Below are 21,486 nucleotides of genomic sequence, written 5' to 3' on the forward strand. Positions count from 1 at the left end.
GACGGCAGTTCAATCCCACGGCGCCGCACCCGGTCGCCGACGAACACCGTGTGCACCGCTCCCCGGGGGGCGCGGTGCACCTCGATGTAAGGCCCAGGAGAACAACAGTGCCCACTATCAGCAAGGTCCTCATCGCCAATCGTGGCGAGATCGCGGTACGTGTCATTCGCGCAGCCCGTGACGCCGGCATCAGCAGTGTCGCGGTCTATGCCGAGCCCGACGCCGACGCGCTGTTCGTGAAGCTCGCCGATGAGGCCTTCGCCCTCGGTGGACAGACCTCCGCCGAGTCCTATCTGGTGTTCGACAAGATCCTCGACGCGGCCGCCAAGTCCGGCGCCAACGCCGTACACCCCGGCTACGGCTTCCTCTCGGAGAACGCCGACTTCGCCCAGGCCGTCCTCGACGCCGGGCTGATCTGGATCGGCCCGTCGCCGCAGTCCATCCGCGATCTGGGCGACAAGGTCACCGCCCGCCACATCGCCCTGAAGGCCGACGCGCCGATGGCACCGGGCACCAAGGACCCGGTCAAGGACGCCGACGAAGTCGTCGCCTTCGCGCAGCAGCACGGTGTGCCGGTAGCGATCAAGGCCGCCTTCGGCGGTGGCGGTCGCGGCATGAAGGTCGCCTACACCATCGACGAGATTCCGGACCTGTTCGAGTCGGCAACCCGCGAGGCCATCGCGGCCTTCGGCCGCGGCGAGTGCTTCGTCGAGCGTTACCTCGACAAGGCCCGCCACGTCGAGGCCCAGGTCATTGCCGACACCCATGGCAACGTCGTGGTCGCCGGGACGCGCGACTGCTCGTTGCAGCGCCGCTTCCAGAAGTTGGTCGAGGAGGCCCCCGCGCCGTTCCTGACCGACGAGCAGCGCGCCAAGATCCACGAATCGGCCAAGGCGATCTGCCGCGAGGCCGGCTATTACGGTGCGGGCACCGTGGAGTTCCTCGTCGGCGCCGACGGCCTCGTCTCCTTCCTCGAAGTCAACACTCGCCTACAGGTCGAGCACCCGGTGACCGAGGAGACCGCGGGGATCGACCTCGTCCGTCAGCAGTTCCGCATCGCCAACGGCGAGAAGCTGGAGTTCTCCGAGGATCCCACACCGCGGGGACACGCCTTCGAGTTCCGGATCAACGGCGAGGATCCGGGCCGCAACTTCCTGCCCGCACCCGGGCCGATCACCAAGTACCGTGAGCCCTCGGGCCCGGGCGTCCGCGTCGATTCCGGCGTCGTCGAGGGTGATGTGATCGGCGGGCAGTTCGACTCGATGCTGGCCAAGCTGATCGTCGTCGGCGAGAATCGCGAGCAGGCGCTCGAGCGCGCTCGGCGTGCACTCGCCGAATACGAGGTCGAGGGTCTGGCCACGGTGCTGCCGTTCCACCGGCACATCGTGAGCAATCCGGCGTTTATCGGGCACACCGACGACCACGGTGCCGAGACCTTCGACGTCTACACCAAGTGGATCGAAACCGATTGGGAGAACCCGATCGAGCCGTATACCGGTGGCGAGCCGATCGAAGATGACCAGACCGCTCCCCGCCAGAAGGTGGTCGTCGAGGTCGGCGGGCGCCGCGTCGAGGTCGCGCTGCCCGGCGATCTGGCTCTCGGCGGTGGTGGTGGTTCGGCCAACGGGGTCATCCGCCGCAAGCCCAAGGCCCGCTCACGCAAGAAGGGCGGCGGCGCCGGTGTCTCCGGTGACGCCGTGGCCGCGCCCATGCAGGGCACCGTGGTCAAGGTCGCCGTCGAGGAGGGTCAGACGGTCGCCGCGGGCGAACTCGTCGTCGTGCTCGAGGCGATGAAGATGGAGAACCCGGTCACCGCCCACAAGGACGGCGTGGTGACGGGTTTGAGCATCGAGCCGGGTGCCGCCGTCACCCAGGGCACCGTGCTGCTCGAACTGAAGTAGTCACCTCCACCGAATGGAACCCGTCGAGATCAACGCCGGGGCGTGGTATCTGCGTGGGCTTCGTGCCGACGAGCGGATCACCGACGTCCCGGCGTTGTCCGATCTGGGGATCGCCGATCCCGCGGCCTATGTTGCCGCCACCGATGCCGCGTGGCGCGACGACACCGGTTTCGTGTGGGCAGTGTGCGAACCGACCACCGGTGACCTGCTCGCCGTCATCGGCGTCCTCCCGACGGTGGGGTCGGCCTCGATCGTCGGACGCTGCCGCGCCGGTCACCGTGTGGCGTTGGCTGCCGCAGTCGCGCCGGTTACCCGATTCGCCCGCGGCGCACTGGATCTCACCATCGGTGATCCCTTCCCTGACGGAGTGATCACCGACGCCATCCCGGCCCTCTCCGGCCCCTAACGTTCGTCCCGGTCGATGCCGGAGGCCAGATCACCGCATTCGACCCACGTCACGATCTCGGGATGCGCGCGGAGATAGCGTGCCGCGCCGAGGTCCCCGCTGAGCGATGCGAGGACGCCGTCGAGGTGACCGGCACCGAGTCGGACCGGATGTCCCGGCCGGCCATGGTAGACCGCGCGCACGATCTTCTCCGGTGTGCCCGCAGCGGCATCCACGATCCGGGAAACCACCGCCGCGGTGACATCGGGCATGTCAACAACATGTAAAACCACGCCGCCCGGATCCGCCCGAACCACCGGCGCGCACAGCACCGCGCGCACGCTTGCCGACAGACCGACAGCCCAGTCCTCGACGACGATCGCCGTTGAGCCGCTCGGCGGCGTGACGATCGCCGCGCCCATCGCGACGACCACCTCCCCACAGCCTCCCGCACTCAGCGAATGCACCGCATTGTCGAGCCAAAGCCCTTGTTCAGCAAGTATTTTCGGCTTCCCATATCGCCGGCCGGCTCCGGCGGCGAGCACCGCTCCCACCACCACCGCATCCACCTCCGCCGGTCGGCTCGGTTCGCCCACCCACCGCTGTCGTCGGCCGGGCGAACCGATGAGGTCGCGGTGTCGGCGATGCCCGATTTACTCCGCCGCAATATACAATCTCGCGGTAGCCGAATCGGTTGTGGGGGTCCACTATTTAGCTGCCGGTGGGCCTGACGTGCGCAATGCAGTCGGCCCCGGCAGTCATGATCTCACCGTCACGAGGAGTATGTCGATGGCCACGGATTCGGCTCCGGCCGCCGCCCCACAGGGACGCCGCAAGCGCGTTCATCCGGTCGATCAGGTGCCACCGTTCGGCAAACTCGTCACCCTCGGGTTCCAGCACGTGGTCGCCTTCTACGCCGGTGCCGTCCTCGTCCCGCTGCTGATCGCGAACGCCATCGGGCTCGATGATCAGGCACTCACCATGCTCATCACCGCCGACCTGTTCACCTGCGGTATCGCCTCGCTGCTGCAGGCGGTCGGCATCTGGAAGATCGGCGTCCGGCTACCGCTGCTGCAGGGCATCACCTTCGCGACGCTCGCACCGGTCATCAAGATCGCCAACGATCACGGGGGCAGTCGGGTCGGCCTGCTGACGGTATACGGCGCGGTGATCTCGGCCGGCGTGTTCACCTTCCTGATCGCACCGTTCTTTGCCAAACTGATCCGCTTCTTCCCGCCGGTGGTCACCGGCACCGTCATCACGATCATCGGCATCAGCCTGATCCCGGTCGGCGCCGGCGACGCGGTCACCGACCCCAACAGCGCTACCGGCGCGCACGATGCCGGGAACGGCCGGTGGGTTGTCTACTGCATCTGCACCATCGCGCTGATCGTGCTGATGCAGCGATTCTTCCGAGGCTTCTGGGCAACAATTTCGATCCTGCTTGGCCTCGGCGTCATGACCTTCGTCGCATGGTGTTTCGGCGACGCCCACTTCGACCGGGTCGCCAAGGCCAGCTGGGTCGGCTTCACCCCGCCGTTCGCCTTCGGGTGGCCCCGATTCGATCTCATCGCGATCGTGTCGCTGATCGTGGTGCTCATGGTGACCGCAGTGGAATCGACAGGGTCGGTCTTCGCGACCGGCGAGATCGTCGGCAAACGCATCCGCAAGGAGGACATTGCCGCCACCGTCCGCGCCGACGGCATCGCCACCATCATCGGCGGCAGCTTTAACTCGTTCCCATACACGGCGTTCTCCGAGAACGTCGGCCTGGTACGGATGACCGGGGTCAAGAGCCGGTTCGTGGTCGCCTGCGCCGGCGGCATCATGATCATCCTGGGCGTCCTGCCCAAGACCGCAAACATCGTCGGGTCGATTCCCTCCCCGGTTCTTGGTGGCGCCGCACTCATCATGTTCGCGACGGTCGCCATCGTCGGCATCCAGACGCTGACGACCGTCGACTTCACCGACCACCGCAACCTGTCGATCGCCGCGACCTCCATCGCAGTGGCCCTCTACGTCCAGTTCTCACAGTCGTCGGCCCCGACGACCATCCTGGACAAGGGGGCAGAGGTGAAGGTCCCGGAATTACCGGGCGTCGACATCGCCGTCCCGGGCATCCTGCAGATCCCCTTCTCCACGGGGATCACCATGGGTGCGATCACTGCCATCCTGATGAACATCCTGTTCTTCCACATCGGCAGCAAGGGACCGGCGGTGGCCGGAGGCGGTTCGATCACGCTCGACGAGGTGAACACCATGAGTAGGGAGAAGTTCCGCGAGACCTTCGGCGAGGTTGTGCAGGGCGTCGACTGGGTTCTCGACAGAGCCTGGGAGCAGCGGCCTTTCGACGATGTGCACGACCTGCGCAGCGCCTTCCAGGAGGCGATGCTGACCGGCAGCGACACCCAACAACTCGACCTGATCCAGGCCTTCCCCGACCTCGGCGCCGAGGACGAGGAGACCGGCGAGCTGATCGCAATCGACCACAAGGGCTTGTCGCACCTCGAGGAGACCGAGCACGAGAACGTCGTGAATCTCGCTGCCGCGTATCGGGAGCACTTCGGGTTCCCGTTGGTGATCTGTGCCCGCGAGACCGAGCGCTACGACCGCGTGCTGCGCAACGGCTGGTCCCGCATGGACAATTCGGAAACCTCCGAGAAGTCGTTCGCGCTCATCGAGATCGCCAAGATCGTCAACTATCGCTTCGACGATCTCGTTGCTGATGCCAACCCGCTGACGTCGGTGCGATTCGGCCGTCAGCCCGAGCTCTCCTAAGCTGATTGGCGTGCGACGAGTCGACTGGCGCGGGTTGCCCAGTTTCAACGAGCTGACCGAACGGCAGGCCATCGGCACGCTCTACGAGTGTTGTAGTTCGTCGATCTGGGCGCTGCGTGTGGCCAAGGCCCGACCGTTCTCCGACGACGAGGCATTGCTCTCCTATGCCGACCTCATCCTGGCCGAGCTCACCGACGCCGACCTCGACGAGGCCCTGGCCGGTCACCCCCGGATCGGCGACCGCCCGGACAACGCGTCCTCCACGCGTGAGCAGTCCGGGGTGACCGGCGCCGATCCGGCGGTGTTGGCCGAACTCAAGGAGCTCAACAAGGCCTACGACGAGAAGTTCGGGCACGTGTACCTCGTCTTCGCCAATGGGCGGCCGGCGGCGGAGTTGCTGGCGATTCTCAAGGAACGGATACGCAACGACTCGGAGACCGAGCGGCGAGTGCTGCGGATGGAGTTGGCCAAGATCAACCGAAGTCGACTGCAGCGCATGCTCACCCCGGCGATCGAGTATGTTGACGACTGAGAACCACAGGCAATCCACGAGGAGCGAGCCATCGAGATGACCGGACTGTCCACCCATGTCCTCGACGCGGTCTGCGGCGTCCCCGCGGTGGGCGTCGGGGTCTCGCTACAGGATGCCGCGGGCGGCGAAGTCGCCTCCGGCGTCACCGATTCCGACGGTCGCATCGCGCAGGTGAACACCGACGCACTCGTACCCGGCATCTACCATCTGGTGTTCGACACCGGGGAATGGTTCGCCGACAACGACATCCGGGGTTTCTACCCGGAGGTCGACATCTGCTTCACCGTCGACGATCCCGATCGGCACTATCACGTACCACTGTTGCTGAGCCCGTACTCGTACTCCACCTATCGCGGTAGCTGACCAGGAGTGCGCACCGGCATCGGGGGAATCCTTCATGCTCTGCGGTGCAGTGGGTTCTCCGCCCCGTCTGTGGTGGCCTGCGATCTCCTCGAGCCCCCTGCTGTCATGGAGCCCCCTTCTGGCATGAGTACCTTCGTCCAGCCCCGGCGCCGAAAGAGGGAATCCGTTGCGAATCCGGAACTGTCGCGCAGCATGCCCGCGACCTTCACGAGCCTGCGCATCGGCATCACGATCGGCGCGCTGGTCGCCGAGATCGGAACGCCCGGCGACCGCGGCCGGCGGGCCTAACCGATTTCGATGAGCAGGTCCCCGGGTGCCACGGAGGTGACCGCACCCACCGCGACGCGAGTGACCTTCCCGGCGACGGGTGCGGTGATGGTGGCCTCCATCTTCATGGCCTCGATGGTGCCGATCGCCGCACCTGCAGCCACCTCGTCGCCGACCTCCACAGAGATCGACACCACACCGGCGAACGGGGCCCCGACCGAACCCGGATTGGCCCGGTCGGCCTTCTCGGCAGCCTCCACCGCGGAGTCGATCGCACGGTCTCGCACCGCGATCGGGCGGAGTTGGCCGTTGATCACACACATCACGGTTCGCATACCGCGCTCGTCGGCGTCGCTGATCGCCTCGAGGCCGATCAGTAGCACCACACCGGGTTCGAGTTCAACGTGGTGTTCTTCGCCATAACGCAACCCGTAAAAAAACTGGTTCGCCGAGAGCCGTGAGGTATCGCCATACGCTTCCCGGTGTTCGGTGAACTCCTTGGTGGGACCGGGGAACAGCAAGCGGTTCAACGTTTCCTGCCGGGTCCGCCCCGCGACATCAAGCGCGGCGGAGTCCTCGGCGGCGAGGTCGACCACCGGCTCGGCGGGGCGGCGGCCCTCGAGCGCCTTGGTGCGCAACGGTTCCGGCCATCCGCCGGGTGGGTCACCCAACTCACCGCGCAGAAATCCGATCACCGAATCCGGGATGTCGTAGGCGGCCGGATCATTCGCGAAGTCACGCGGCTCGATACCCTGCCCGACCAGTGCCAGCGCGAGATCACCGACCACCTTCGACGACGGCGTCACCTTCACCACACGGCCGAGCATCGCATCGGCGGATGCGTAGGCTTCCTCGACGGCCTCGAAGCGATTACCGAGGCCCAGGGCGATCGCCTGCTGCCGCAGGTTACTGAGCTGGCCGCCCGGGATCTCGTGCGAGTACACCCGCCCGGTGGGTCCTGGAATTCCGGACTCGAAGGGCGCGTAGACCTTTCGAATCGCCTCCCAATACGGTTCGAGGTCGCACACCGCATTCAGATCCAGACCGGTGTCGTGCTCGGAGTGCGCGAAGGCGGCCACGATTGCCGACAGCGGGGGCTGACTGGTCGTACCGGCCAACGCCGCCGACGCCCCGTCTATCGCGTCGGCACCGGCAGTGACCGCCGCCAGATAGGTCGCGAGCTGACCACCGGGAGTGTCGTGGGTGTGCACGTGGATAGGGAGATCGAATTCCCTGCGCAGGGCCGTGATCAGCGTGCTCGCCGCAGGCGCGCGCAGCAGACCGGCCATGTCCTTGATGGCCAGGATATGCGCACCTGCGTCGACGACCTGCTCAGCCAGCCGTAGGTAGTAGTCCAGGGTGTAGAGATCCTCGGCCGGGTTCGCCAGGTCACCTGTGTAGCTCATCGCCACCTCGGCGACCGCCGTGCCCGTCTCGCGGACCGCGTCGATCGCCGGGCGCATCTGCTCGATGTTGTTGAGCGCATCGAAGATCCGGAAGATGTCCACACCGGTGGCGGTCGCCTCGGCGACGAACGCGGTGGTCACCTTCGTCGGATACGGGGTATAGCCAACGGTGTTCGCGCCGCGCAACAGCATCTGCAGGCAGAGGTTGGGCATCGCTTCGCGCAGCTGCGCCAACCGATCCCACGGATCTTCCTTCAGAAAACGCAGCGCCACATCGTAGGTCGCACCACCCCAGCACTCCACCGACAGCAGCTGCGGAGTCAGCGCTGCCACATACGGGGCCACGGCGATCAGCGCCGATGTCCGCAACCGTGTCGCCAGCAACGACTGGTGGGCATCACGGAAGGTCGTGTCGGTGACCCCGACAGCCGGCGACTCACGCAGTGCCCGGGCAAATCCCTCCGGGCCCAGCTCGGTCAGCTGCTGCTTGGAACCAGCAGACGGCGCACCGAGCAGCGAGCGCTCCATGGCGGGCAGCTTGTCCCGCGGGTACACCGTCGACGGCCGCTCTCCGTGCGGCTTGTTGACGGTCACGTCAGCGAGGTATTCCAGGATGCGGGTACCGCGATCGGCCGATCCGCCGGTGGTCAGCAACCAGGGCCGCTCGTCGATGAAGGAGGTGGTCACCCGCCCGGCCCGGAAATCCGGATCGTCGAGAACCGCCTGCAAGAACGGGATATTGGTGGCCACACCACGAATCCGGAACTCCGCCAATGCCCGTCGGGCCCGGCGCGCGGCAGTGGCGAAGTCCCGGCCACGGCAGGTCAGTTTGACCAGCATGGAATCGAAGTGGCCGCTGACCTCACCGCCAAGGTTGGCTCCACCGTCCAGACGGATACCGGCACCCCCCGGCGTGCGGTAAGCGGAGATCCGCCCGACGTCGGGCCGGAAACCGGCGGCCGGGTCCTCGGTGGTGATCCGGCATTGCATCGCCGCGCCGTGCACGGTGATCGCGTCCTGCGTTAGACCAAGATCGGCCAACGATTCACCCGAGGCCACCCGAAGCTGTGCACCCACCAGATCCACATCGGTGATCTCCTCGGTCACCGTGTGCTCCACCTGAATTCGCGGATTCATCTCGATAAAGACGTATCTGCCCTGCTCGTCGACGAGGAACTCGACCGTACCCGCACACGAGTAGCCGATGTGCCGGGCGAAGGCGACCGCGTCGGCACAGATCCGTTCGCGCAGAACCGGATCGAGCGTAGGTGCCGGAGCCAGCTCCACCACCTTCTGATGACGCCGCTGCACACTGCAGTCCCGCTCGAACAGGTGGATGACGTCGCCGTGGGTGTCGCCGAGGATCTGCACCTCGATATGACGGGGATTGATGACGGCCTGCTCGAGGAATACTGTCGCATCACCGAAGGCCGCTTCCGCCTCGCGCGAGGCAGCCTCGATCGATTCCCGCAGAGTCGACGGGTCGTCCACGCGCCGCATTCCGCGGCCACCACCACCGGCCACCGCTTTGACGAACACTGGGAACTGCATTTGTTCCGAGGCCGTCACCAACTCGTCGACATCCGACGACGGCTCCGAGGAGGACAGCACCGGCAGACCCGCGGCCCGTGCCGCCGCGATCGCCTGCGCCTTGTTGCCGGTCAGGTCGAGCACGTCGGCCTTGGGACCGACGAAGGTGATGCCGGCCGCCGCGCATGCCCGTGCGAGACCGGCGTTCTCCGAGAGGAACCCGTAGCCGGGATACACCGCATCCGCGCCGCATCGCTGCGCCGCGCCCACCACCTCGTCGACCGAGAGATACGCGCGCACCGGATGCCCGGGGACGCCGATCTGATAAGACTCGTCGGCCTTCAATCGATGCAGCGAATTGCGATCCTCATAGGGGAAGATCGCGACGGTGCGGGCACCGAGCTCGTACGCCGCGCGAAACGCCCGGATCGCGATCTCACCACGGTTGGCCACCAGAACCTTGTCGAACATGCTGCTCATCCGTTTCTGTCGTTGTCCCGCCACATATGGACCCGATGCACATGCCCCCACGGTGACCCTATCCCGCCGAGTCCACGGGAAGGGCACAGTCCAGCAATGAGAATGCGGTGCGGCACTCAGTCGTAGGAGGACAGTGGACGGATCAGGGCATTGGCCGCGGGTCTGTTCACTGGGGCGTGGGGGCCGGCCGACGATCGGGTTCATCACGAAAATAGTTGTGAACTAGGCGATGTCGAATCCCGTCAGGCGTGAGGCCGGACCGGCCGGGAAGTCGGGATTGGGTTTGCTGCCGTGGGGCTCGACATCTCGTCGGCGAATCCGTGATAGCCGGCGAGCCACCGGGTATCGCCACCATGGTGCGAGGTGTCCTCGGACACGACGCACATCGTGGACACGCAAAGAATGGCCATTCTTGTTCACCCGATGACCGAATCCCATGATTTTCTCTTTTCGAGACAGTGTGGCCGTGCACCATTCCCGCACACGTTCGGGGCGATCAATTCCGATCATGTCGTACATGACCGCCTCGTTCGCCCCTTGGGTGCAGCGATCCCATGGGTGCGGCGATCCCTTGGGTGCGGCGATCCCTTGAGTGCGGCGATCCCTTGAGTGCAGCGATCGCCGCGGTGACCGCGCCCTGGATGTCGGACTACGTGGAGACGATCACGCGCTCGGCGAACTCGGAAGTAGTGAACCTGTGTGCAGCGCAGAGCGCCGCCGGTTTCCGGATGCCCGACGGTGGTCGTCAGGATCGCGAACATGCTTTGCGCCTCAGGAGATTCGCCGCCGGCGACACGTTCCCTCGCGGGGTCCTCGTGCCCAAGGAAGCTGATCGCGGGGCGCACCACATCCATCGGATGGCAGTCCTACGGAGTCCGGGCCAGCACGGCCATCGTCGAACAGTCGAGCCGATGGAGCGCTCGCTCGCGCTGCGTGACGGCTGCCGGCTCGGCATCGTCGGCGGTTCGCCGTGCCAGAGCAGGCAGGCAACCCGCTCGAACGAGCAGCGCAGTGCGAGATCCTGAACCGCGTGGCCGCGGCGGTCGCCGGGCCCGGCAGCAGCCATCAGGAATCGCTGCTGCTCCTCCATCCCCGATGCCGCCCCTACCGCCCGGCGCCCATGTGATTCCCTCCGGTAACGCCACCGATCGCTCGTTCGGTGGCGTCGGATAGCGTGATCGGTGGAGGTTGATGCTGGTGTCGGCGACGAATCGCGCTGGGGGTTACCAAGGAACGGGTTCGGGGATAGCGGGCGCGGGGGGCGGGAGCCACCCGCAAACCCACCCGCGCGCAGCCGTGGTGGTGCTGTGCGCGGCCGGGATCGTGGTGGCCTTGATGCAGACGATCATCGTGCCGCTGATCCCGCAATTGCCCGACCTCCTACACGCCGCTCCGTCGGACACCAACTGGGCACTCACGATGACCCTGCTGACCGGCGCGGTCGTCACCCCCATCAGCGGACGACTCGGTGACATGTACGGCAAACGACGAATGCTGCTCGCCAGCATGGGATGCGTTGCAGCCGGATCGATCCTGTGTGCGCTCTCCAGTGCACTGCTGCCCTTCCTCATCGGACGCGGACTGCAGGGACTCGGATTCGGCACCATCGCACTGGGTATCAGCGCGATGCGCGACATCGTGCCGGCCCGCCACCTCGGATCCTCGGTCGGCACGATGAGCGCATCATTGGGCATCGGCGGGGCACTGGGACTGCCGGTGAGTGCGTTCATCGCCCAGCACGTCGGATGGCACGCCTTGTTCTGGTTGTGCGCCGCCGCCGCGGGCACGGCCGCGGTCGGGATAGCCCTGACCGTGCCGGAGACTCGTGGCCTGGCCGGTGGCCGTTTCGATCTTCTCGGCGCCGTCGGGCTGGCGGCGACGCTCGTGTGTCTGCTCCTTCCGCTCTCCAAGGGCGCGAGCTGGGGCTGGGCCTCCGCGGCGACCCTCGGCGTGTCGATCACCTTTCTGGTCGTCGCCACCGCCTGGTGGCGCTGGGAGCGGCGCCACCGCACCCCTCTGATCGACTTGGGCGTCGCCCTCGACACGCCGGTCCTGCTGACCAATATCGCGTCGGTGGCGACCGGATTCGCGTTCTACTCCATGCAGTTGATGCCCATCCAACTCCTCATGGCACCGGCGGGCGCACCCATCGGTCTGGGCTTCGACATGCTGATGGCCAGCCTCGTCCTCGCCCCCAGCGGCATCCTCATGTTCGTGTTCTCCCATGTCAGCGCCTGGCTGACCGGCCGCGCGGGTCCTCGTGTCTCGCTGGCGGTCGGCGGCCTGGTGATCGGCCTCGGCTACGTCGTGTTCCTCGTCCTCCTGCTCACCGGCGGATTCACGTGGTGGATCATGCTCATCGTCGCCTGCCTCACCGGAGCGGGCCTCGGCATCGCCTACTCGGCCATGCCCGCACTGATCATGCGCGCAGTGCCGGTCGCGCAGACCGGCGAGGCCAACGGGGTCAACGCACTCATGCGCGTGGTCGGCACGTCCACCTCCGCCGCGGTGGTAGGGATGGTACCGACCTGGTCAGTGGTGCAGATCCCGGTATCCGGGGGCGCGATCGTCGTCCCAGACACCAACGGCTACCTCATCGCGTCGATCGTGTCGCTGGTCGCCTGTGTCGTCGCCGCAGCGCTGGCCATGGCGATCCCCACGCCGCCTCGACTCGAGATCGAGGCGGTCGCGGTGCTCGGCGGTCGCGATCGCCTCGAGCCCTGATCGCCTCGAGTCAGCCCACGACATCCGCGCCGAAATATCGCCGTAACCGAGCCGTCGTAGCGTGTGGCGGTGGCTGGAACCCTCATTCACAACGCACACGTCATCACCGTCGACGAGCACCGCCGAGAGCTGTCGTCGGCGTCAGTGCTGATCGACGGCGCCACCATCACCGCGGTGTCCACCGACTCGATCCACGACCTGCCCCCAGAGGTGACCCACGTCGACGGAAGCGGCTGTGTGCTCACCCCGGGCCTGGTGAACACCCATCATCACCTCTACCAGTGGATCACCCGAGGGCTCGCCGCCGATCACACGCTGTTCCAGTGGCTGACGACGCTTTACCCGATCTGGGCCGGGATCGACGAGACCGCGGTGCACACCGCCGCGCTGGGTGGCCTCGGCCAGCTGGTGATGTCTGGCTGCACCACCACCACCGACCACCATTACGTTTTCCCCCGGGAGGGCGGGGATCTCCTCGGCGCCGAGATCGGTGCGGCGGCCACCATCGGCGTCCGATTCCATCCGACCCGCGGGTCGATGGACCTCTCGGAGAAGGACGGCGGCCTGCCTCCCGACTCGGTGGTGCAGGGCATCGACGAGATCCTCGAAGCCTGCTCCGACGCCGTCGCACGCTGGCATGACCCGAGCCCTGGTTCCCTGCTGCAGATCGCTCTCGCTCCGTGCTCGCCGTTCTCGGTCACCACCGACCTGCTCCGCGAGTCCGCCTCGCTGGCACGCGAACTCGGTGTGCGGATGCACACCCATCTGGCCGAGTCACCGGACGAGAACACCTACTGCGACCAGCATTTCGGCTGTACTCCATTGCAGTACATGGAGTCGGTGGGGTGGGTCGGCGACGACGTGTGGTTCGCGCACGGCATCGAATTCGCCGACGACGAGATCGCACGTCTGGCCGCCACCTCGACCGGGGTCGCACACTGTCCGACCTCCAATGCCCGTCTGGGCAACCGGATCTGCCGCACCCGCGACCTCGTCGACGCCGGGGTACCCGTCGGACTCGGTGTCGACGGCGCGGCCTCCAACGAGTCGGCGCGATTGCTCGAGGAGGCCCACCAGGCGGTCTTGATGGCACGTGCCCGCGGCGGCCCGACCGCTCTGACCACCCGCACCGCGATCGAGTTGGCCACCCTCGGTGGCGCCCGGGTCCTCGGTCGGGACAACGAGATCGGGTCGATCGAAGTGGGCAAACTCGCCGATCTCGTGCTGTGGGACATCAGCGGACTCGCGCACGCGGGCATTGACGACCCGGTCGCCGCTCTGGTCCTGGGCGCCATCCCACCGATTCGCGGAACCTGGGTAGGCGGGCGCCGCATCGTCACCGACAACGACCTGGCGACCGCCGACCTCGACGCAGTGGCCGCCGACTGCGCCGCCGAGCGTCGTCGCCTGCTGGACAAGGCCGGATAGGAGGAGCCGTGGACCTCAACACCGTCACCTCGTATCGCCTCGCACGTACCCGAGCCGACCTGGCGCTGACGCCCGGCGAGCGAATAGTCGCGGGCGGAACGTGGTTCTTCAGCGAGCCGCAGGTCGACGCGTCCGGCGTCGTCGACATCACCGGGATGGGGTGGTCCGATATCGAGGATCTGCCCGATGGCGGTCTTCGTGTCGCGGCCACCTGCCCGATCGCGACTCTCGCCTCGTTGCCCGAGCGGCCCGGTTGGCGCGCCCACCCCCTGTTCTTCCAGTGTGCGACAGCATTGTTGGCGTCGTTCAAGATCTGGAATGTGGCCACCGTCGGCGGCAATATCTGCCGCTCGTTCGCGGCCGCGTCGATGGTGTCGTTGGCCGTCGCCCTCGATGCCGAGGCACTGATCTGGTGTCCCGGCGGGGGTGAGCGCCGTGTGCCGGTGGCCGAACTGGTCACCGGCAACGGAACCAACACCCTGGCACCGGGAGAGGTGCTGCGCGCCATCGATTTTCCGGGCCACGCGTTGCGTGCCCGCACCGGCATGCGCAAGATCGCGCTCGCCGAGCTCGGGCGTTCCGGTGCGGTGGTCACCGGGCGCGTCGACGAGGACGGCACCGCGCTCTTCGGCATCACCGCGGCCACCGGGTGGCCGACGGTACTGCGCTATCCGATGCTGCCCGATGCGGAGGTACTGCGCGCCGACATCGACTCCGCGCCGGGCTATTACACCGACCCGCTCGGCTCCGCGGACTGGCGCCGCGCGGTCAGCGCGGTGCTCGCCGACGAGATCCGCGCAGAGCTCGCCGCCGACCCCGGTCGGGGGTGGTGACCGTGCACATGGAGATCAACGGCGAATCCGTCGACACCCGACCCCGCCCGGGCCAATGCCTGCGAACCTTGTTGCGCGACAACGGTCATTTCGAGGTCAAGAAGGGCTGCGACGCCGGCGACTGCGGCGCGTGCTCGGTGCTGGTCGACGGCACACCGGTGCACTCGTGCATCTTTCCGGCGGTGCGCGCCGACGGGGCGTCGGTGACCACGGTCTCGGGCCTGGGCACTCCGAGCGATCTGCATCCCATGCAGCAGTCCTTCGTCGACAACTTCGGGTTCCAGTGCGGTTTCTGCACCGCGGGGATGATCGTCACCGCGTCCACTCTCGAGCCCGCCGACCTCAACGACCTACCGCGGCGGATGAAGGGAAACCTGTGCCGCTGCACCGGCTATCGGGCCGTCGACGCCGCCATCCGCGACGGCGTCGCCCGAACCGAACGCGCACATTGTTCGGAAACCCCGACCGCCGCCGAAACCTGTGCGACCTCGTGCGGCGTCGGCGCGTCCGCCAATCCCCTTGCCGCGCAGCGCGTCGTCACCGGCACCGAGCCGTACACCTTCGACATCGACGTGCCCGGTACGCAGTTCCTGCGCGTACTCGGCTCCTCGCATCCGCACGCCCGGATCACCGCCATCGACACCGCGGCGGCATCGTCGGTGCCCGGCGTCTCGCTCATCCTGACCCACGAGAACGTGAGCACCCGCCGGTTCTCCACCGCTCGGCACGAGTCCCGCGACGACGATCCCGACGACACCCTGGTCCTCGATCCGGTGGTGCGATTCGTCGGCCAGCGCGTGGCCGCCGTCGTCGCCGACACCGCGGCGGCCGCCGAGGAGGCGTGTCGCCTCATCGAGGTGACCTACGAGCTGTTGCCCGCCGTGTTCGATCCGGAGGAGGCCCGGCTGCCGGGCGCGGCACTCGTGCATCCCGACCGCACTCCCGAGGATCGTGTCATCGACGCCGGCCGCAACGTGATCGCGGCATTCCACGACGGTTTCGGTGGTGATGTTGTTGCCGCACTGGAGGACTCGGCGGCGCGAGTCGGGGGTATGTGGAAAACCGGGCGGGTGTCGCACGCCCAGTTGGAAACCCACGGCACCCTCGGCTGGATCGACGACGACGGCCGTCTGGTGCTACGGACCAGCACCCAGGTGCCGTTCCTGGTGCGCGACGAACTCGCGTTACTGCTCGAGATGCCGCCCGAGCGGATTCGGGTCTTCGCGGCACGCGTCGGTGGTGGTTTCGGCGGCAAACAGGAACTGCTCACCGAGGATCTCGTCGCGCTGGCCGTCCTGCGCACCGGCCGGCCGGTCGCCTACGAGATGACGCGCACGGAGGAGATGACGCGCACCACCTACCGGCATCCGTTCCGGGTGGGGGTGGAACTCGGCGCCGATGAGACGGGTCGACTGACCGCGATGAAGGTCGACGTCCTGTCCGACACCGGCGCCTACGGCAACCACGCGATCGGGGTGATGTTCCATGCGTGCGCCGAATCGGTGTCGGTCTACAACTGCCCGGTGAAGCGGATCGACGCCGAGGTCGTCTACACCAACAATCCACCGTCGGGTGCGTTCCGCGGATACGGGTTGGGACAGGTGATCTTCGCGATCGAGAGCGCGATGGACGAGTTGGCGCTGACGCTCGACATCGATCCGTTCGAGCTGCGCAGACGTAATGCGGTGGCCGACGGCGATCCGCTGCTCATCGCCCACCCCGAGCCCGAGGACGACCTGGTGTACGGCAGCTACGGTCTCGACCAGTGTCTGGACCTCGCGCAGGCCGCCCTGGCACGCGGCAATGGTGTGGCCGCGCCGGCCGGTCCGCAGTGGCGGGTCGGCGAGGGTATGGCGCTGGCCGCCATCGCGACGATGGCCCCGCGCGGGCACCATGCCACCGTCACGGTGGCTGTCGACGCCGACGGCCGCTACCACATCGGTTCGGGCACAGCAGAATTCGGCAACGGCACCACGACGGTGCAGGCGCAGATCGTGGCGAGCACGATGTCCACCGAGTTGTCCCGGGTATCGTTGCGCCACGGCGACACCGACGCCGCCGCCTATGACACGGGGGCGTTCGCGTCGGCCGGCACCACGGTGGCCGGCAAGGCCGTATATGGCGCGGCCGTGCGATTGCGCGAACTCTTGGTCGAGGCCGCCACGAGACTGTCGGGCCACGATGCCGCCGACGTGCGGCTGAGTCCGGACGGAGCGCTCGTCGACGCCACGGTGATCGGCTTCGGCGAGCTCATCGCCGCCGTCGGCGCCGATGACCGGCAGGAGTCGGCGACCGGTCCGCGCGTCGTGGCGACCGGCCTCGAACGGGGCGATCTGCGCTCGATCGCGTTCAACGTCCAGGCTTTTCGGGTCGCGGTGAACACCGAGACGGGCGCGGTGAAGATCCTGCAGTCGGTGCACGCCGCCGACGCGGGAACGGTGATGAATCCCGAGCAATGTCGTGGCCAGGTGGAAGGCGGTGTGGCGCAAGGCGTCGGCTCGGCGCTGTACGAGGAGATCATGCTCGACGGCAAGGGCGCACCGCTGACACCGGTCCTGCGGACCTACCGGGTGCCGCAGATGGCCGACATCCCGGTCACCGAGGTGATGTTCGCCGAGACCTCCGACCGCCTTGGGCCCTACGGCGCGAAGTCGATGAGCGAATCGCCGTTCAACCCCGTGGCGGCGGCTCTGGCCAACGCCATCCGACGCGCCATCGGCACCCGCCCGTACGAGACGCCGATGTCCCGCGACCGAATCTGGCGACTCGGTCGCGCATGATTTTTCGGAAGGCCGAACTTTTTGTTTCGCTGGACTTGATCACTGGCCATCGGCATGCCACATTGGGCTGGTGAGCCAGGTGGACACCCGCGAGAGCGGAACGGGGGCCGAGTCGGCGCGCGGTCGCATACGCGGGCGTCGCATACGCTCGCTTCGTCACATGGCGCTGTTCGGCCCCGCCTTCGTCGCAGCCATTGCCTACGTCGATCCCGGCAACGTGGCCGCCAACATCACCGCCGGCGCACGCTACGGCTTCCTGCTGGTGTGGGTGCTCGTCGTCGCCAATCTCATAGCGATGCTCATTCAGTACCAGTCGGCCAAACTCGGCATCGTCACCGGCCGTAGTCTGCCGGGTCTCCTCGGAGAGCGGCTGAGTCTAGGCAAACGCCAGGCATTCTGGGCTCAGGCCGAGGTGGTGGCGATCGCCACCGACCTCGCCGAGGTCCTCGGCGGCGCCATCGCACTACAACTGCTGTTCGATCTTCCCCTCGTGCTGGGCGGGGTGATCGTGGGGATCGTCTCGACGCTGATGTTGCTGCTGCAGAACCCTCGTCGGCAACGCGCCTTCGAGACGGTGATCGTGGGCATGCTGGCCATCATCGTGGTCGGCTTCCTCGCCGGGCTCGTGGTGAACCCGCCGACCGCCGGCGATGTGCTCGGCGGGATGATCCCCCGTCTCGAGGGACCCGAGACAGTGTTACTCGCGGCGTCGATGTTGGGTGCGACGGTCATGCCGCACGCCATCTACGTCCATTCGGCGCTGGTCATCGATCGCCACGGGGTCACCGAAAGCCTGTCCCAGCGACGCACACTCGTGCGCGTCACCCGCTGGGATGTGGTCATCGCGCTGATCATCGCCGGCGCCGTCAACATCGCTTTACTGCTCCTGGCCGCGCGGAATCTGTTGGGCAAAGAGGGCACCGACACCATTGAGGGCGCCTACCATGCCGTGGCCGATTCGATGGGGCCGACGATGGCGACCATCTTCGCCATCGGCCTGCTGGCGAGCGGCCTGGCCGCGACCTCGGTGGGGTCGTCGGCGGGTGCGGCGATCATGGCCGGGCTTCTGCACAAGCGGGTGCCGCTGCTGGTTCGCCGCCTGGTCACGCTGGTCCCCGCTCTCGTCGTTCTCGCGATCGGGGTCGATCCCACACTGGCACTGGTGCTCTCACAGGTCGTGCTGAGTTTCGGCATCCCGTTCGCGATCATCCCGCTGGGCCGGTTGACAGCCGACCGCTCGATCATGGGCGAATTCGCCGACGGCTGGCCGCTGCGCATCCTGGCCACCCTCGCCTCGGCAATGATCGTGCTGCTCAACATCGCGTTGATCGTGCTGGTGTTCACCGGCGCGTGAGGTGACCGGCGACACCCCCACACGCCGAATTGTTGGCACCCGCAAACAGCACGGCCAGCGTTGGTCAAGCGCTCGATGCGCCCGACGTCCGAGCCTGCCGATATTCGACCACCGCACGGCCACCGATATCGGGCATCGGGAGCCTGTCCGAAAGGCGTTCCTCGCTCCGGGTGCGGGGGGTCAGCAGGAAGCAGGGCGAGTCGATATCGGTACTCAACACAAGCGGCCAGTGTGTGTGGGCATCGGCGGCGATCAGCTCGCCCGGCGGCGGCGGTCCTCATCGAGGTCGCGGCCATCGGCACCGCCGCGGGGCTGATCGCCGCCACCACACTGTTGTGGCACCTCGGTCGGCTCATCAACCAGTACCCGGGTGACACTGGTCGCGAATCCCCCTCGGCCGATGATCTCTTCGAGGTCATCTGTCCGCAGAACGCACGGTTGTGGTGCCGGTGATGGTGTTCGACGCGGTACACCGCCCTGCATGGCGGGTGCCGAGCCCGTCATCTCGGCGCAGTGGTCGGCTCCGGAGAATCGGGCCCCGACCGACCACCGCACCGGACGGTCTCGCTGCGTCGCCGGAGTTAGGCCAGGAGCCCCTTGGCTACGTGGGTCACCTGGATCTCGTTGCTGCCGGCATAGATCATCAACGACTTGGCATCGCGCGCAAGTTGTTCCACGCGATACTCGGCCATATAGCCGTTGCCGCCAAAGAGCTGGACGGCCTCCATCGCGACATCGGTGGCCGCCTTCGACGAGTAGAGCTTCATCGCCGATGCCTCGGCCAGACTCAGCGGCTTACCGACCTTGGCCCGTTCGATCGCACTGAAGAGCATGTTCTGCACGTTGATCCGCGCCACCTCCATCTCGGCAAGCTTGAGCTGGATCAACTGGAAGCGGCCGATCTCCTGACCCCACAGCTTGCGGTTCTTCGCGTAATCAACACTCAGACGCAGACATTCGTTGATGATGCCCATCGACAGCGCCGCGATCCCGATGCGCTCGGCGGTGAAACCGGACTTCGCCCCCTCGGAGCCGCGCGCGTCGGAACCGGTGTCCTCGGTCTCGCCGAGCAGCCGGTCGCGGCCGAGGCGGACGTTGTCGAAGAACAGCTCTCCGGTGGGCGAACTCATCATGCCCATCTTCTTGAACGCCTTACCCTGGGTGAGTCCGGGCATTCCCTTGTCCAGGACGAACGAGAGCACCTTGCGATCGCGCATCGGGGTGTCCGAGCCGTCGTCGAGCTTGGCGAAGACGACGATGGTATCGGCGTACGGGCCGTTGGTGATGAAGGTCTTCTGCCCGTTGAGCAGGTACTCGTCACCGTCGCGGCGCACGGTGGTCTTCATTCCGCCGAGGGCATCGGAGCCAGAGTCGGGTTCGGTGATCGCCCAGGCCCCGACCTTCTCCATGGTGACCAGTTCCGGCAGCCACCGCTTCTTCTGCGCGAGAGTGCCCTTGCCCCGGATCGCCGACGCCGTCAGGCCCATACTGACGCCCATCGAGCCGACGAGACCGAGACAGACCCCGGCCAGTTCGATGTTGACGATCATGAACATCGACCCGGCCATGCCGGCTCCGCCGCCGCCCGAGGGTTTCTCACCGGCGGCCTCGGCCTCTAGCTCCTTTTCCAGCGACTCCTTGGCCATCGCGTCGACACCAAAGGTGGACAACAGCTTTCGGGTGATGTCGTAGGGCGGAAGCTGACCGGTTTCGAGTTCGTCGATGTGCGGGCGGATCTCCTTGTCGATGAACGCCCGCAAGGCGTCGCGCACCATCAGATCTTCTTCGGACCACTCGAACATCGACACCTCGCAGAATCATCGGACAGCACCGTCGGCTGCCATGAGAACGTGTTTCAGTTTAACTGTGTCAGCAGTCACGATCAGCGTCAAGACACAGAACGACAATTTTGCGTCTTTGCCTCCAGGGTCGTCGGACGCCGGTCGCTCCTGATCGCCCGGCCGTCCGGCGAGCGGCTACTCTCATCCGGCAGTGACCTCTCTCGATGACCTCGGCCCCTTCTTCGCCGTCCGCACGCATGCTCGCGGGCAACGGCGTGATGCCCCGTGGCTGACGATGGCCGACCTGCTGACCGACGCGCACATCCTGGAGGCGCGGGTGGAACGTGTGCGCGCCGCACTCGGCGCGGGCACGGACGCACCCGTCGAGCAGAGGGTGGCCGCGTCGGTGACCCACCTCGGGATGGTCGCCCGTATCATCGCTCCGATGATCGCTGTGGCCGCGCTCGACGAACCGCCGATCTCGGTTGCGGCGGAAGACCTGTGGTGGCAGGACGAACTGGGCGGGCCGTATCCGCTGTCGGTCACCGCCGCGGCGACCGACGTCCGACCCAACCTTGCCGGCGGAATCGTCGGCGAACTCACCGACGCAGTCGGCAACGGATTCGGCGTGAGTGGGCGAACGCTCTGGGGCAACGTCGCCTCGGCGACCAACAGTGCCGCACGACTCATCGCCACTACCCGTCCGGAGGTGGCTGTACGCGCCCTCGCCGCGGCCGACGGTGTTCTCGCCGAGCCTCGTGTCGAGGACGGGCGGTTACGCGCGGGACCGAGATTCCGCCGACGCAGTTGTTGTTTGATCTATCGGGTCACCGGCGATCGGGGCGCCGTCTGCGGTGACTGCGTGCTGATCTGATCATGCTTTCTCCCCACCAGCGCACCACGTCCGCCCCCCACGTGTGTGCGGGGCGGACGTCGTGCCGGGA

General features: G+C 66.9%; 18 protein-coding genes. 14 read left to right on the plus strand and 4 right to left on the minus strand.

From position 1 onward, the window contains the following. The first annotated feature begins 107 nt into the window (after positions 1–107). Together EF294_RS04610 and EF294_RS04615 are read left to right on the plus strand one after the other, a co-directional pair. Complete coding sequence (locus EF294_RS04610; protein ID WP_123926093.1) at positions 108–1,901, plus strand: acetyl/propionyl/methylcrotonyl-CoA carboxylase subunit alpha; 1,794 nt, start codon at positions 108–110, stop codon at positions 1,899–1,901. 13 nt (positions 1,902–1,914) lie between these two features. Beyond that, positions 1,915–2,307, plus strand: coding sequence for a hypothetical protein (locus EF294_RS04615; RefSeq protein ID WP_123926095.1), 393 nt, complete (start codon positions 1,915–1,917; stop codon positions 2,305–2,307). Here the strand turns inward: EF294_RS04615 and EF294_RS04620 are convergent. Then, positions 2,304–2,846: a nucleotidyltransferase family protein gene (locus EF294_RS04620; RefSeq protein ID WP_246007680.1), complete on the minus strand. Its 543-nt coding sequence runs from the start codon at positions 2,844–2,846 to the stop codon at positions 2,304–2,306. The genes EF294_RS04615 and EF294_RS04620 overlap by 4 nt on opposite strands. Positions 2,847–3,075: 229 nt before the next feature. On the opposite strand from EF294_RS04620, the gene EF294_RS04625 reads away from it, so the two are divergent. The 4 genes from EF294_RS04625 (at position 3,076) to EF294_RS21320 (ending at position 6,247) form a co-directional block, all read left to right on the plus strand. After that, positions 3,076–5,064 carry a solute carrier family 23 protein gene (locus tag EF294_RS04625; RefSeq protein ID WP_123926097.1) on the plus strand — a complete coding sequence of 663 codons (1,989 nt, stop codon included), beginning with the start codon at positions 3,076–3,078 and terminating at the stop codon, positions 5,062–5,064. 10 nt (positions 5,065–5,074) lie between these two features. Beyond that, complete coding sequence (gene uraD, locus EF294_RS04630) at positions 5,075–5,596, plus strand: 2-oxo-4-hydroxy-4-carboxy-5-ureidoimidazoline decarboxylase (protein WP_123926099.1); 522 nt, start codon at positions 5,075–5,077, stop codon at positions 5,594–5,596. A 36-nt stretch (positions 5,597–5,632) separates the two neighbouring features. Then, complete coding sequence (gene uraH, locus EF294_RS04635; RefSeq protein ID WP_123926101.1) at positions 5,633–5,959, plus strand: hydroxyisourate hydrolase; 327 nt, start codon at positions 5,633–5,635, stop codon at positions 5,957–5,959. A 123-nt stretch (positions 5,960–6,082) separates the two neighbouring features. After that, positions 6,083–6,247, plus strand: coding sequence for a hypothetical protein (locus tag EF294_RS21320; protein WP_185090960.1), 165 nt, complete (start codon positions 6,083–6,085; stop codon positions 6,245–6,247). Here EF294_RS21320 and EF294_RS04640 read toward each other — a convergent pair. Both EF294_RS04640 and EF294_RS22655 read right to left on the minus strand, forming a co-directional pair. Then, positions 6,244–9,633: a pyruvate carboxylase gene (locus EF294_RS04640; RefSeq protein ID WP_123926678.1), complete on the minus strand. Its 3,390-nt coding sequence runs from the start codon at positions 9,631–9,633 to the stop codon at positions 6,244–6,246. The two genes, EF294_RS21320 and EF294_RS04640, sit on opposite strands and share 4 nt — an antisense overlap. 231 nt (positions 9,634–9,864) lie before the next feature. Continuing rightward, the gene (locus EF294_RS22655) at positions 9,865–10,161 is read right to left on the minus strand and encodes a citrate/2-methylcitrate synthase (protein WP_123926103.1); all 297 of its coding nucleotides are present in this window, start codon (positions 10,159–10,161) and stop codon (positions 9,865–9,867) included. 86 nt (positions 10,162–10,247) lie between these two features. Between EF294_RS22655 and EF294_RS04650 the strand changes: the two genes are divergently transcribed. From EF294_RS04650 to EF294_RS21645, 7 genes are all read left to right on the plus strand, one after another. Continuing rightward, positions 10,248–10,667 (plus strand): hypothetical protein, encoded by a 420-nt coding sequence (locus tag EF294_RS04650; protein WP_123926105.1) that lies wholly within the window; start codon positions 10,248–10,250, stop codon positions 10,665–10,667. 220 nt (positions 10,668–10,887) lie between these two features. Then, positions 10,888–12,366: an MFS transporter gene (locus tag EF294_RS04655; protein WP_246007706.1), complete on the plus strand. Its 1,479-nt coding sequence runs from the start codon at positions 10,888–10,890 to the stop codon at positions 12,364–12,366. Positions 12,367–12,429: 63 nt separating this feature from the next. Beyond that, the gene (locus EF294_RS04660; protein ID WP_123926108.1) at positions 12,430–13,794 is read left to right on the plus strand and encodes an 8-oxoguanine deaminase; all 1,365 of its coding nucleotides are present in this window, start codon (positions 12,430–12,432) and stop codon (positions 13,792–13,794) included. A gap of 8 nt (positions 13,795–13,802) precedes the next feature. Next, positions 13,803–14,627 (plus strand): FAD binding domain-containing protein, encoded by an 825-nt coding sequence (locus tag EF294_RS04665; protein WP_123926110.1) that lies wholly within the window; start codon positions 13,803–13,805, stop codon positions 14,625–14,627. Between the two features lie 2 nt (positions 14,628–14,629). Continuing rightward, positions 14,630–17,407, plus strand: coding sequence for a molybdopterin-dependent oxidoreductase (locus EF294_RS04670; RefSeq protein ID WP_123926681.1), 2,778 nt, complete (start codon positions 14,630–14,632; stop codon positions 17,405–17,407). A 70-nt stretch (positions 17,408–17,477) separates the two neighbouring features. Continuing rightward, on the plus strand, positions 17,478–18,761 hold the full coding sequence (locus EF294_RS04675; RefSeq protein WP_425459395.1) for an Nramp family divalent metal transporter: 1,284 nt from the start codon (positions 17,478–17,480) through the stop codon (positions 18,759–18,761). A 231-nt stretch (positions 18,762–18,992) separates the two neighbouring features. Beyond that, positions 18,993–19,214, plus strand: a complete 222-nt coding sequence (locus tag EF294_RS21645) for a hypothetical protein (protein WP_148083261.1) — start codon at positions 18,993–18,995, stop codon at positions 19,212–19,214. A gap of 128 nt (positions 19,215–19,342) precedes the next feature. Here the strand turns inward: EF294_RS21645 and EF294_RS04680 are convergent, their stop codons facing one another. Next, the gene (locus EF294_RS04680) at positions 19,343–20,563 is read right to left on the minus strand and encodes an acyl-CoA dehydrogenase family protein (protein WP_123926112.1); all 1,221 of its coding nucleotides are present in this window, start codon (positions 20,561–20,563) and stop codon (positions 19,343–19,345) included. Positions 20,564–20,753: 190 nt separating this feature from the next. Here EF294_RS04680 and EF294_RS04685 point away from each other — a divergent pair, with 190 nt between their 5' ends. Further along, positions 20,754–21,416, plus strand: a complete 663-nt coding sequence (locus EF294_RS04685; RefSeq protein ID WP_123926114.1) for a (2Fe-2S)-binding protein — start codon at positions 20,754–20,756, stop codon at positions 21,414–21,416. Positions 21,417–21,486 lie beyond the last annotated feature (70 nt).

The organism is Gordonia oryzae (genome assembly GCF_003797185.1).
Classification (GTDB): Bacteria; Actinomycetota; Actinomycetes; order Mycobacteriales; family Mycobacteriaceae; genus Gordonia; species Gordonia oryzae.